Genomic DNA, 13,357 nt, shown 5'->3' with positions numbered 1-13,357 from the left:
CCGTGCGGGGAGCGATGTCGTGTTCACTCAGGGCTGCAAACATCAATTCCCCCCGTTCTGTTCCGTATCCTGTGCCCGCGCATCTTCGCCGAGTTCACCGGAGAGCAGTTCGAGCACGCTCCGTACACTCTCTCTACGGATTTCCGCCCTGCCGCCGTTCAACCTCAAAGCGACGGTTTTCCCGGTGCCGTCCGGTCCCTGGACCGCGACATAGACCGTCCCCACGGGCTGTCCGTCCTGGGCGGCGGGTCCCGCGACGCCGGTGGTGGCCAGACCCCAGTCGGCCCCCAGCATCCGCCGCACACCCCCCGCCATCTGCCGCGCGACCTCGGCGTCCACCGCTCCGCGCTCCGCCAGAAGGGTCCCGTCGACGCCCAGGACCTTCTGCTTCACATCCGTCGCGTAGGCCGTCACGGAGCCGCGGAAACACTGCGAGGCACCCGGCACCCCGGTCAGCTCGGCGGCCACCAGACCGCCGGTCAGCGACTCCGCCACCGCGACCGTCTGGTCACTCTCCGTGAGTAGCTGAATGACCTGCGCCGCCTCGCTCACCGGCCCGGTCCCTCCACGGCGGCCTCGGCGGCACGCTCCGCGCGCTCCGCGGCGAGCCCCTGGCGCCTCAGTACGACCGCCTGTCGCACATAGTCCAGCCCGGTGACGAGCGTCAGCACCACGGCGACCGCCATCACCCAGAAGCGCAGGGTCGCCAGCGGACCCGTGAGCGCCAGTACGTACATCCCCGTTGCCGTGCCCTGTGCCAGGGTCTTCAGCTTCCCGCCCCGGCTGGCGGGAATCACCCCGTGCCTGATGACCCAGAAACGCAGGAGCGTGATCCCGAGTTCCCGGAAGAGGATCGCCCCGGTCACCCACCACGGCAGATCGCCGAGCGAGGAGAGGCAGACCAGCGCGGCGCCCATGATCGCTTTGTCCGCGATCGGGTCCGCGATCTTCCCGAAGTCCGTGACCAGGTCGTACGTCCGGGCCAGATGCCCGTCGAAGATGTCCGTGATCATGGCGACGGCGAACGCCGCCCACGCCCAGGCCCGCCAGGCCGGGTCGTAGCCGCCGTCCTGCAGCATCAGCACCACGAAGCCCGGCACGAGCACGAGCCGGACCATGGTGAGGATGTTCGCGATGTTCCAGAGGCTGGCCTGGTTGACGGCCGCCGCGCCCAGCTTGCCGCCGGGCGCCGGCGTCCGGCCGGTACCGCCCGCCGCGGATGCCGGGACTCCGGTCATCTGGCCGCCTCCTCAAGGACGTCGAGACTCGTCACCACCAGGTCGACGCCCTCGGCGGCGACGACCTTCGCCTCGACGATACGGCCCGGCGTCAGTCCCGCGCCCTCCGTGAACCGCACTTGACCATCGGTCTCGGGTGCCTGGTGCTCGGCGCGGCCGATCACGCCGTCCTCGCTGTCGACCGACTCGACCAGCACCCGGACGGTGTCGCCGACGCGCTCCTCGGCGCGCTGGGCGGTGAGCTCCTCGGCGAGCCGCGACAGGTGGTCGAGCCGCTCGGCGATCACCTCCGCGTCCAGCTTGTTCTCGTAGGTGACGGCCTCGGTGCCCTCCTCGTCGGAGTAGCCGAAGACGCCGATGGCGTCCAGGCGGGCACTGGTGAGGAAGCGTTCCAGCTCCTGGAAGTCGGCCTCGGTCTCACCGGGGAAGCCGACGATGAAGTTGGAGCGCACACCGGCCTGCGGGGCCTTGGCGCGGATCGTCTCCAGGAGCTCCAGGAAGCGCTCGGTGTCGCCGAAGCGCCGCATGGCCCGCAGCACACCGGGCGCGGAGTGCTGGAAGGACAGGTCGAAGTACGGGACGACCTTGTCGGTCGAGGTCAGCACGTCGATCAGGCCCGGCCGCATCTCGGCGGGCTGGAGGTAGCTGACACGTACACGCTCAATGCCGTCGACGGCCGCGAGCTCGGGCAGCAGCGTCTCCAGGAGCCGGATGTCGCCGAGGTCCTTGCCGTACGAGGTGTTGTTCTCGGAGACCAGCATGACCTCCTTGACACCCTGCTCGGCCAGCCAGCGCGTCTCGCCCAGCACGTCCGAGGGGCGGCGCGAGATGAAGGAGCCGCGGAAGGACGGGATGGCGCAGAACGTGCAGCGGCGGTCGCAGCCGGAGGCCAGCTTCACCGAGGCGACCGGGCTGGTGTCCAGCCGGCGGCGCAGCGGGGCGCGCGGGCCGGAGGCGGGCGCGAGGCCGTCGGGCAGGTCCTCGGGGGCGCTCTCCTGGGCCTCCTGCGCGTGGCCGGGCAGCGCCACGTCGGCGCTCTGGCGCTCGACGGGGCTCAGCGGCAGCAGCTTGCGCCGGTCGCGCGGGGTGTGCGCCTCCACGTTCCCACCGCTGAGGATGGTCTGGAGCCGGTCGGAGATGTCGGCGTAGTCGTCGAAGCCGAGCACGCCGTCGGCCTCGGGGAGCGCGTCGGCGAGCTCCTTGCCGTACCGCTCGGCCATACAGCCGACGGCGACCACGGCCTGGGTCCGGCCGTGATCCTTGAGATCATTGGCTTCGAGGAGGGCGTCGACGGAGTCCTTCTTGGCGGCTTCGACGAACCCACAGGTGTTGACGACGGCGACATCGGCGTCCGAGGCGTCCTCGACGAGCTCCCAGCCGTCCGCTGCCAAGCGGCCTGCAAGCTCCTCCGAGTCCACCTCGTTACGGGCGCAGCCGAGAGTGACAAGGGCGACGGTACGGCGTTCGGGCATGGACTCAAGACTACTTTGTCCCGGCCCGCGTCCCCGCCCCGAGGGTTGATCAAGGAATCGGCGGCCGTACGGGGCCGGGGCGCGGCGGCCCCGGTCAGCCGACGACCGGGTCGCCCTTGGTGTAGGTCAGCCGCTCGACCTGGCCGTCACCGAACTGGTCCTCGACCTTCTTGCCGTTGACGTAGAGCTCGATCGCCCCGGCGTTGCCCAGGATCAGATCGATCTTCTCGCCGTCCACGAAGGTCTTCGACTCGCCCTTCTCCAGGAGGCCGTCGTAGAGCACCTGGCCGTTGTGCGCCTTGGCGGAGATCCAGCTCTTGTCGGAGATGGCGCTCAGCTTGACGGTGACCTTGTCCTGCGGGGCCGCGGCGATGGCGCTGTCGGAGGGGGCGGGCGGCTTGGGCGCGGCGGGCAGGCTCGGGGCCGGCTTGGGGCTGGGGCTCTGCTGGTGCGTCTGGGTCGGGCCCTCGGCGACCTGGGTGCCCTTGCCCTTGGAGTCGCCGCTGCCGCTGAACATCGTGAAGCCGACGAAGCCGACGACCACCACGATCGCGGCGACCATGGCCGCGGTCCAGTTCGGGCGGCGCCGCTCGGGCCTGATGCGCTCGGCCTCGAACATGGGCGCCGCGGGCGTGGGCGCGGGACGGCCGCCGTGGTCGGCGTCGTACTGCGCGACCAGGGGCTCCGGATCCAGGTGCACGGCCCGCGCGACCGTGCGGATGTGTCCGCGCGCGTACACATCGCCGCCGCAGCCGGAGAAGTCGTCCTCCTCCAGACCGTGCACGATCGGGATGCGCACTCTCGTGATCGAACTGACCTCGTCGACGGTCAGTCCTGCCGCGATCCGGGCCTGCTTGAGGGCGTGGCCGATCGTCGGCCGGTCGTCGTCAGCAAAGGAGGGCCGGTCGTCGTCGCCGAGGGAAGGCCGGTCGTCTTCGGGGGAGTTGCCGATGGACACGGGGGCGCCTTTCGAGCGTGAGCCACCTGCTGGGTGTTCAGTCTAGGGGGGGTACGAAAGGGTGGGGCAACCGGGAGGGTGGAGTTTGTACGCCATCGGAATGGCCTCCTCCCATCCTCCTAACGGGTCAGGAGGGGGGCATGTTCCTGCTCTTCCCTCAACTGGACGTACAGCCGGGGAAAACGGTTGCCCCACACTCCCTTCCCTGTGCTCCATTCGGCCGCGGAATCGACCCTTCGGGCCCGCCCGGGGCCATCAGGGAGCCTCCCCCCGGATCACCGCCAGCACACCGTCGAGTTCATCGGGTTTGACCAGGACGTCACGCGCCTTGGAGCCCTCGCTGGGTCCCACGATGCCGCGCGACTCCATCAGGTCCATCAGCCGGCCCGCCTTGGCGAAGCCGACCCTCAGCTTGCGCTGGAGCATCGAGGTCGACCCGAACTGGGTGGAGACGACCAGCTCGGCGGCCTGGCAGAGCAGATCGAGGTCGTCGCCGATCTCCTCGTCGATCTCCTTCTTCTGCTTCTGCCCGACGGTGACGTCCTCGCGGAAGACCGGCGCCATCTGGTCCTTGCAGTGCTGGACGATCGCAGCGATCTCGTCCTCGGTGACGAACGCGCCCTGGAGGCGGGTCGGCTTGTTCGCGCCCATCGGCAGGAACAGTCCGTCACCCTTTCCGATGAGCTTCTCGGCGCCGGGCTGGTCGAGGATGACACGGCTGTCGGCGAGCGAGGAGGTCGCGAAGGCGAGCCTGGACGGCACGTTCGCCTTGATCAGGCCGGTCACGACGTCCACGGAGGGGCGCTGGGTGGCGAGGACCAGATGGATGCCGGCGGCGCGGGCCAGCTGGGTGATGCGCACGATCGCGTCCTCGACGTCACGCGGCGCCACCATCATCAGGTCCGCGAGCTCGTCGACGATCACCAGCAGATACGGGTACGGGGTCAGCTCCCGCTCGCTGCCCTCGGGCAGCTTGACCTTGCCGTTGCGGATCGCCTCGTTGAAGTCGTCGATATGGCGGAAACCGAACGCCGCCAGGTCGTCGTAGCGCAGATCCATCTCGCGCACGACCCACTGGAGCGCCTCGGCGGCCCGCTTCGGGTTGGTGATGATGGGCGTGATCAGGTGCGGAATGCCCTCGTACGCGGTGAGTTCGACGCGCTTGGGGTCGACGAGCACCATCCGTACGTCCTCGGGCGTCGCCCGCACCATCACCGAGGTGATCAGGCAGTTGATGCAGGACGACTTGCCGGATCCGGTCGCGCCGGCCACCAGGACGTGCGGCATCTTCGCCAGGTTGGCCATCACATAGCCGCCCTCGACGTCCTTGCCGAGCGCGACGAGCATCGGATGGTCGTCCTCGGCCGCGTCCGCGAGGCGCAGCACGTCGCCGAGGTTGACCATCTCGCGGTCGGTGTTCGGGATCTCGATGCCGACCGCCGACTTGCCGGGGATCGGCGAGATGATCCGGACGTCCGGGCTGGCCACCGCGTACGCGATGTTCTTGGTCAGCGCGGTGATCCGCTCGACCTTCACGGCCGGGCCCAGCTCCACCTCGTAGCGGGTGACCGTCGGGCCCCGGGTGAAGCCGGTGACGGCCGCGTCGACCTTGAACTCCGTGAAGACGTTCTGCAGCGAGGCCACTATGGCGTCGTTCGCGGCGCTGCGCGTCTTGCCCGGGCCGCCCCGCTCCAGCAGGTCGAGCGAGGGCAGCGCGTAGGTGATGTCGCCCGCGAGCTGGAGCTGCTCGGCGCGCACCGGCATCTCGGAGTGCTCGGGCGCGGCCTTGGTCAGATCCGGTACGACGGCGGGGGCGCCCGGGGTCGCCCGGGGCTCCGCCTTGGTCATGTCGGCCTTGGCGCCGGGCCGCGGCCCGGCCTTGGCCGCTTCGGCGCGGGCCGTGGGCACCGGTGTGGTGCTCCCGCGCTCCCGCTCGGTGGAGACGCCCTGGGTGAGGTCGGCGACGATCGGGGACGGCGGCAGGCCGTTGAGCACGGCGCCGTCGAGGGCCGCGGCCGCGGCGGCGGCCACGTCGACCGGGTCCATCGGCAGGTCGAACGCCGGTTGCACCGAGGCACGCCGGGGCTTGCGGCGCTGCGAGAGCGCCTCCTGCTCGACTTCGTCCTGGTCGTACGGGGCGTACTCGCCGGCCGACGCGGCGCGGCGCCCGGGCGTGCGCCGGGCGCGCGGCGCGGGCTCGGGTTCGTCGGCGGCACGCCAGTCGTCGTCGTACAGCTCGTCCTCGCCGGACTCCCCCGGCAGCGGCTCGACGATGCCGAGCCGGGCGCCCAGGGCGCGCAGCCGCTGCGGGATGGCGTTGACGGGCGTCGCGGTGACCACGAGCAGCCCGAAGACGGTGAGCAGCACCAGCATCGGCACCGCCAGGACGTCACCCATCAGGAATTCGAGCGGCTTGGAGGCGCCCCAGCCGATGAGGCCGCCCGCGTCCTGCATCGCGCTGGTGCCGTCGTCGCGGCCCGGCGAGCCGCAGGCGATGTGGACCTGGCCGAGCACGCCGAGTACGAGCGCGGAGAGGCCGATCACGATCCGGCCGTTGGCCTCGGGCTTCTCCGGATAGAGGATGAGGCGGACCGCGATCGCGCCGAGCAGCAGCGGCACCAGCAGATCGAGCCGTCCGAAGGCGCCGGTCACCAGCATCTCGACGAGGTCGCCGACCGGGCCGCGCAGATTCGACCAGGTGCCGGCGGCGACGATCAGCGCGACGCCGAGCAGCAGCAGGGCGAGGCCGTCCTTGCGGTGGGCGGGGTCAAGGCCCTTGGCGCCTCGCCCTATGCCGCGGAACATCGCCCCGACCCCATGGGCCGCACCCAGCCAGACGGCGCGCGCGAGCCGGTACACGCCCCCTGTGGGGGAAGGCGCCGGCTTGGGCGCGGGCTTGGAGGCCGCCGCCTTCTTGGCGGGTGCCTTTTTGGCGGGCGCTCTCTTCGCGGGCGCGGCAGCCTTCTTCGCGGGCGCCTTCTTGGCGGGCGCGGCCGCCTTCTTGGCGGATGCCGCGGTACGGCCGGTGGGCTTCGCGGTGCCCGCCGTGCCCTGGGAACCCTTGCCGGACGTACGTGAGGCCATGGTGCTGAGGTTACCGGTGCTGGCGACAGTCGACACGACGGCCGGTGCTTCACCCGTTCGTGTCGTACCGAAAGACGATGCTCACGTAGGCGCGGACGTTACTGCCCCACGCACAAAGGGGACTGACGCGCCATCAACGTCAGGTCCCCTGCGGGCAGCTGGATTCCGCGCCGCTCAGTTCTGCGAGGGCAGGGCCGCCGTGCCGCTGCCGGTGCCCGGCTCCAGGGCGTCGAGCGCCCGTCGCAGGCCGGTCAGTTTGCGCTCCAGATGGGCGGCCGTGGCCACCGCCGCCGCGTCCGCGGACTCGTCGTCCAGCTGCTTGGAGAGCGCCTCGGCCTGCTCCTCGACGGCCGCGAGCCGCGCGGACAGCTCGGCGAGCAGACCCGCAGGCTCCTTGGGGTCGCCGGCCGTCTGGCCGCCGCCCTCCAGCTGGAGCCGCAGCAGCGCCGCCTGCTCACGCAGCTGACAGTTCTTCATGTACAGCTCGACGAACACCGACACCTTGGCGCGCAGCACCCAGGGGTCGAAGGGCTTGGAGATGTAGTCGACGGCTCCCGCCGCATACCCCCGGAACGTGTGGTGGGGGCCGTGGTTGATGGCGGTGAGGAAGATGATCGGGATGTCCCGGGTCCGCTCCCGCCGCTTGATGTGCGCGGCGGTCTCGAAACCGTCCATGCCCGGCATCTGGACGTCCAGCAGGATGACTGCGAAATCGTCCGTCAGCAGTGCTTTGAGCGCTTCCTCCCCTGACGATGCCCGCACCAGTGTCTGATCGAGCGCAGAGAGGATGGCCTCCAGCGCCAGCAGATTCTCCGGCCGGTCATCGACCAGGAGGATCTTGGCCTTCTGCACCATGGCCCGTCCTCCTCGCCCCGGCAGTGCACCGGGCGCCGCCCCAGGGGACGACTCCCTTGCGCCGCCCGTCCTTGTGCCGGTCATGGTAGCCGCACCCCGCCTGTCGCCACACCCTGTCACCGCGATGTCACTGTGCACGTAGCAGAAACGTAGTGGGAGACCAGAAGGTTCCCCGAATACCGCCGTCTCACACGCCTTCGGCCACAGTCAGTCAGCAACTCGCGGTGAACCGTGCGGCCACCGATCACTTCCCGTGCATCCACTGCTCCATCACCGACAGCAGATGGTCGGGGTCGACCGGCTTGGTGACGTAGTCGGACGCGCCGGACTCGATGGCCTTCTCCCGGTCGCCCTTCATCGCCTTGGCGGTGAGCGCGATGATGGGGAGCCCGGCGAACTGCGGCATCCGGCGAATCGCCGAGGTCGTGGCGTATCCGTCCATCTCCGGCATCATGATGTCCATCAGCACGACGGCCGTGTCCTCGTGCTGCTCCAGGACCTCGATCCCCTCGCGGCCGTTCTCCGCGTAGAGCACCGACAGACCGTGCTGCTCCAGGACGCTGGTGAGCGCGAAGACGTTGCGTACGTCGTCGTCGACGATCAGCACCTTCTCGCCGCCGAAGAGGAACGTACGCGCGGGTGCGCGCTCCGGCTCCTGGGCCGCCCAGGAGTCCTGCTGCGCCTCCCCCGGCTGACCGGGCAGCGTGGCCGCGGGCTCCGCGCCGAGCGACTTGCGCCGGCGCCGGAACAGCCCGGCCGCGCCCGTCTGGCTCTCGCTCGGGGCGAGCGACGCCGTCTCGTGCGGGAGGAGCTCCGGCCGTCCGCCGTCCGCCGGGGCGCCCTCGGCCGCCGTCTCGCCGCCGGGCGGCAGCTGGGGGTAGCCCTGCGGCGGCAACTCGCTGGGGTGCAGCGGGAGATAGAGCGTGAAGGTGGAGCCTCGGCCGGGCTCGCTCGCCGCGTGGATCTCGCCGCCGAGCAGGCGGGCGATCTCGCGGCTGATGGACAGCCCAAGGCCCGTGCCTCCGTACTTGCGGCTGGTCGTGCCGTCGGCCTGCTTGAACGCCTCGAAAATCACCCGCATCTTGCTGGCCGCGATGCCGATGCCGGTGTCGGTGACCGAGAACGCGATCAGATCGGCGTCCGCGTCGCGCAGCGAGCCCGCCTCCAGGAGCTGTTCGCGGATCGCGTGCGGCACATCGGCGTGCGCCGGCCTGATCACCAGCTCGACGGCACCGCTGTCGGTGAACTTCACCGCGTTCGACAGCAGGTTGCGCAGCACCTGCAGCAGCCGCTGCTCATCGGTGTGCAGCGTCGCCGGGAGCTCCGGCGAGACCCGTACGGAGAAGTCGAGCCCCTTCTCCGCGGTGAGCGGCCTGAACGTCGCCTCCACGTAGTCGACGAGCTGCACCAGGGCGATCCGGGTCGGGCTGACGTCCATCTTGCCCGCCTCGACCTTGGACAGGTCGAGGATGTCGTTGATCAGCTGGAGCAGGTCCGAACCCGCACCATGGATCGTTTCCGCGAACTCGACCTGCTTCGGCGAGAGGTTGCCCTCCGCGTTGTCGGCGAGCAGCTTGGCCAGGATCAGCAGCGAGTTGAGGGGCGTACGCAGCTCGTGCGACATGTTCGCCAGGAACTCGGACTTGTAGCGCATGGAGACCGCGAGCTGCTCGGCGCGCTCCTCCAGAACCTGCCGGGCCTCCTCGATCTCGGTGTTCTTCACCTCGATGTCGCGGTTCTGCTGGGCGAGCAGCTCGGCCTTCTCCTCCAGCTCCGCGTTGGAGGCCTGCAGCGCCTTCTGCCGGTTCTCCAGCTCCGCCGACCGCTCGCGCAGCTGCTCGGTCAGCTCCTGCGACTGCTTGAGCAGCACCTCGGTCTTGGAGTTGACGCTGATCGTGTTGACGCTGGTCGCGATCATCTCCGCGATCTGGTTGAGGAAGTCCTTCTGGATGTGGGTGAACGGCTGGAACGAGGCCAGCTCGATCACCCCGAGGACCTTGCCCTCGAAGAGCACCGGCAGCACGATCACATGCGCGGGCGGCGCCTCCCCGAGACCGGAGGAGATCCTCAGATAGCCCGGCGGCACGTTCTCCACCAGGATCGTGCGCTTCTCCTCCGCCGCGGTCCCGATCAGCGTCTCGCCGGGCCGGAACGAGGTGGGCATCGAGCCCGCCGAGTACCCGTAACTCCCGCGCATCTTCAGCTCGTACGGGCTGTCCTCGTCCCCGCCCACCTCGGCGGTGCCGCCGGTCGGCAGCGCGAGGAAGAACGCGCCGTGCTGGGCCGAGACCACCGGCGTCAGCTCGGTCATGATCAGGGAGGCGACGTCGTCCAGGTCGCGGCGGCCCTGCATCAGACCGGAGATACGGGCGAGGTTGCCCTTGAGCCAGTCCTGCTCCTTGTTGGCGACCGTGGTGTCGCGCAGGTTGGCGATCATCGTGTTGATGTTGTCCTGGAGGGCCTGGATCTCGCCCGCCGCGTCCACGTCGATCTTGAGGTTGAGGTCGCCGCGGGTCACCGCGGTGGCGACGGCCGCGATGGCGCGCACCTGCCGGGTCAGGTTCCCGGCCATCTCGTTCACCGACTCGGTGAGGTCGCGCCAGGTGCCGTCGACGTCACGTACGCGCGCGTGGCCGCCGAGCTGGCCCTCGGTGCCCACCTCGCGCGCGACCCGGGTCACCTCCACGGCGAACGAGGACAGCTGGTCGACCATCGTGTTGATGGTGTTCTTCAGCTCCTGGATCTCACCGCGCGCGTCGATGTCGATCTTCTTGGTGAGATCGCCCTTGGCGATGGCGGTGGTGACCGTGGCGATCTGGCGCACCTGGCCGGTGAGGTTGTCGGCCATGGAGTTCACCGACTCGGTGAGGTCCTTCCACGTACCGGAGACGCCGGGGACGCGGGCCTGGCCGCCGAGGATGCCGTCGGTGCCCACCTCGCGCGCGACCCGGGTCACCTGGTCGGCGAAGGACGACAGGGTCGTCACCATCGTGTTGACGGTGTCGGCCAGCTCCGCGACCTCGCCGCGCGCCTCGACCGTCACCTTCTTGGTCAGGTCGCCGTTGGCGACGGCCGTCGAGACCCGGGCGATGTTGCGCACCTGGTAGGTGAGGTTCGCGGCCATCAGGTTGACGTTGTCGCTCAGGTCCTTCCAGATACCGGTGACCCCGCGCACCCGGGCCTGGCCGCCGAGGATGCCCTCGGTGCCCACCTCGCGCGCGACCCTGGTGACCTCGTCCGCGAAGTTGGAGAGCTGGTCGACCATCGTGTTGACGGTCGTCACCAGTTCCAGGATCTCGCCCTTGGCGTCGACGGTGATCTTCTTCGAGAGGTCGCCCTTGGCGACCGCCGTCGTCACCTCGGCGATGTTGCGCACCTGGAACGTCAGGTTGTTCGCCATGAAGTTGACGGACTGGGTCAGGTCCTTCCAGGTGCCCGAGACGCCCTGCACCTCGGCCTGGCCGCCCAGGATGCCCTCGGTGCCCACCTCGCGGGCCACCCGGGTCACCTGCTCCGCGAAGTTCGAGAGCTGGTCGACCATGGTGTTCAGGACGTTCTTGAGCTCCAGGATCTCGCCGCGCGCGTCCACGTCGATCTTCTGCGACAGATCGCCCCGCGCCACCGCCGTGGCGACCTGGGCGATGTTGCGGACCTGGGCGGTGAGGTTGCCGGCCATGCCGTTCACCGAGTCCGTCAGGTCGCGCCACACACCGGCCACGCCCGGCACCTGCGCCTGCCCGCCGAGGCGGCCGTCGGTGCCCACCTCGCGCGCGACCCTGGTCACCTGCTCGGCGAAGCCGGACAGCTGGTCGACCATGTTGTTGATGGTGTTCTTCAGCTCCAGGATCTCGCCGCGCGCGTCCACGTCGATCTTCTGCGACAGATCGCCCCGCGCCACCGCCGTGGTCACCTGGGCGATCTGGCGCACCTGGGAGGTGAGGTTGCCGGCCATGAAGTTGACGGAGTCGGTGAGTTCCTTCCAGGTGCCGGAGACGCCGTCCACCCGGGCCTGCCCGCCGAGCCGGCCCTCCGTACCCACGTCCTGCGCCATCCGCGTCAACTGGGCGGCGAACGAGGCCAGCTGATCGACCATCGTGTTGACGGTGTTCTTCAGCTCCAGCATCTCGCCGGAGACGTCCACCGTGACCTTCTGCGACAGATCGCCGTTGGCGACCGCCGTCGTCACCTGCGCGATGTTGCGCACCTGACCGGTGAGGTTGCGGAACGCGTTGTTGACGGAGTCCGTCAGGTCCTTCCAGGTGCCGGCCGCGCCCGGCACCTCGGCCTGCCCGCCCAGGCGCCCCTCGACGCCGACCTCCCGGGCCACCCGGGTCACCTCGGAACCGAACGACTGAAGCTGGTCCACCATCGTGTTGACGGTGTTCTTCAGCTCCAGCATCTCGCCCGCGACGTCGACCGTGACCTTCTGCGTCATGTCGCCGTTGGCGACCGCCGTCGTCACCTGCGCGATGTCGCGCACCTGCGTGGTCAGATTGCGGAAGACCGTGTTGACCGAGTCGGTCAGGTCCTTCCAGGTCCCCGCCGCGCCCGGCACCTGCGCCTGACCGCCCAGCAGACCCTCGGCGCCGACCTCGTTGGCGACCCGGGTCACCTCGTCGGCGAACGTACGCAGCGTCTCCGTCATCTGGTTGATCGTCTCGGCGAGCTGGGCGACCTCCCCGCGCGCGTTGACGGTCACCTTCTGCGACAGGTCGCCGTTGGCGACCGCCGTCGTCACCTGCGCGATCCCGCGCACCTGGGCCGTGAGGTTGCCGGCCATCAGGTTGACGGAGTCGGTCAGGTCCTTCCACACGCCCGCGACGCCGGGCACCTGCGCCTGGCCGCCGAGCTCGCCCTCGGTGCCTACCTCGCGCGCGACCCGGGTCACCTCGGAGGAGAACGAGGAGAGCTGGTCGACCATCGTGTTCACGGTGTTCTTCAGCTGGAGCATCTCGCCGGCGACGTGCACGGTCACCTTGCGCGACAGATCGCCCTTGGCCACCGCCGTCGTCACGAGAGCGATGTCACGTACCTGGGCCGTCAGCCGGTACGCCATCGTGTTCACCGAATCCGTGAGGTCCTTCCACGAACCGGACATTCCACGCACCTGCGCCTGGCCGCCGAGCTTGCCCTCGGTGCCGACCTCCAGTGCGACCCTCGTCACCTCGTCGGTGAACGCCGACAACTGGTCGACCAGGTTGTTGACGGTTCGCCCCACTTTGAGGAACTCGCCCCGCAGCGGCCGCTCGGCGTTGTCCACCCCGTGCGAGCGCAGGTCCATCCGCTGTTCCAGATCGCCCTCGGCGACCGCGGACAGCACCCTGCCGACCTCGGAGACCGGCCTGGCCAGATCGTCCACCAGCGCGTTGGAGGCGTCGATCGCGGCCGCCCAGGAGCCCTCACAGGCCCCGTTCTCCAGCCGCTCGGTCAGCTTCCCCTCCCGGCCCACCATCCGCCGTACCCGGGCGATCTCCCCGGTCAGATGGAGGTTGCGGTCGGCGACCTCGTTGAAGACGGCGGCGATCTCGGCCATCATCCCGTCCCCGGAGACGGTCAGCCGCTTGCGGAAGTTGCCGTCCCGCATCGACGCCAGTGCGACGAGCAGCCGCTGCAGCGCAGCGGTGTCCACCTCGGTCGTCCCCTTGCCGCGGGCCCGTCCGCCCTTCGCGCGCGTGCTCTTGCCACGCGCCGCCACGCCAGACTCCACCGTGTCCCTCCCGCAGGGGTCGACCGCCCTCGTCGGGCTTTCT

7 protein-coding genes are annotated in these 13,357 nt (G+C 69.9%); all 7 read right to left on the bottom strand.

The window, feature by feature from the left end; genetic code table 11:
- Positions 1–42 precede the first annotated feature (42 nt).
- A complete protein-coding gene (locus tag A8W25_RS24500) occupies positions 43–552 on the bottom strand; it encodes a CinA family protein (protein ID WP_067165030.1) in 510 nt (169 codons plus the stop codon).
- Complete coding sequence (gene pgsA, locus A8W25_RS24495; protein ID WP_067165028.1) at positions 549–1,238, bottom strand: CDP-diacylglycerol--glycerol-3-phosphate 3-phosphatidyltransferase; 690 nt, start codon at positions 1,236–1,238, stop codon at positions 549–551. The genes A8W25_RS24500 and pgsA overlap by 4 nt, the downstream gene beginning before the upstream one ends.
- On the bottom strand, positions 1,235–2,710 hold the full coding sequence (gene rimO, locus A8W25_RS24490) for a 30S ribosomal protein S12 methylthiotransferase RimO (protein WP_079126348.1): 1,476 nt from the start codon (positions 2,708–2,710) through the stop codon (positions 1,235–1,237). The genes pgsA and rimO overlap by 4 nt, the downstream gene beginning before the upstream one ends.
- Before the next feature lie 94 nt (positions 2,711–2,804).
- A complete protein-coding gene (locus tag A8W25_RS24485) occupies positions 2,805–3,668 on the bottom strand; it encodes a helix-turn-helix domain-containing protein (protein WP_067165026.1) in 864 nt (287 codons plus the stop codon).
- 255 nt (positions 3,669–3,923) lie between these two features.
- Complete coding sequence (locus A8W25_RS24480; RefSeq protein ID WP_067167126.1) at positions 3,924–6,752, bottom strand: DNA translocase FtsK; 2,829 nt, start codon at positions 6,750–6,752, stop codon at positions 3,924–3,926.
- Between the two features lie 174 nt (positions 6,753–6,926).
- Positions 6,927–7,607 carry a response regulator gene (locus A8W25_RS24475; protein ID WP_067165024.1) on the bottom strand — a complete coding sequence of 227 codons (681 nt, stop codon included), beginning with the start codon at positions 7,605–7,607 and terminating at the stop codon, positions 6,927–6,929.
- Positions 7,608–7,851: 244 nt separating this feature from the next.
- Entirely contained in the window at positions 7,852–13,314 is a 5,463-nt protein-coding gene (locus tag A8W25_RS24470; protein WP_199831821.1) for a HAMP domain-containing protein, read from the bottom strand.
- Positions 13,315–13,357: the final 43 nt, after the last annotated feature.

The organism is Streptomyces sp. ERV7, assembly GCF_001653515.1.
Lineage (GTDB): Bacteria > Actinomycetota > Actinomycetes > Streptomycetales > Streptomycetaceae > Streptomyces.
The sequence above is the reverse complement of the archived record's forward strand: the minus strand, read 5'-3'. Positions and strand labels throughout refer to the sequence as shown.

What these genes read in the sequence shown, in the direction of transcription:
- pgsA (WP_067165028.1), bottom strand. Translation starts at nt 1,238, where the DNA reads ATGACCGGAGTCCCGGCATCCGCGGCGGGCGGTACCGGCCGGACGCCG.
- rimO (WP_079126348.1), bottom strand. Translation starts at nt 2,710, where the DNA reads ATGCCCGAACGCCGTACCGTCGCCCTTGTCACTCTCGGCTGCGCCCGT.
- A8W25_RS24480 (WP_067167126.1), bottom strand. Translation starts at nt 6,752, where the DNA reads ATGGCCTCACGTACGTCCGGCAAGGGTTCCCAGGGCACGGCGGGCACC.
- A8W25_RS24475 (WP_067165024.1), bottom strand. Translation starts at nt 7,607, where the DNA reads ATGGTGCAGAAGGCCAAGATCCTCCTGGTCGATGACCGGCCGGAGAAT.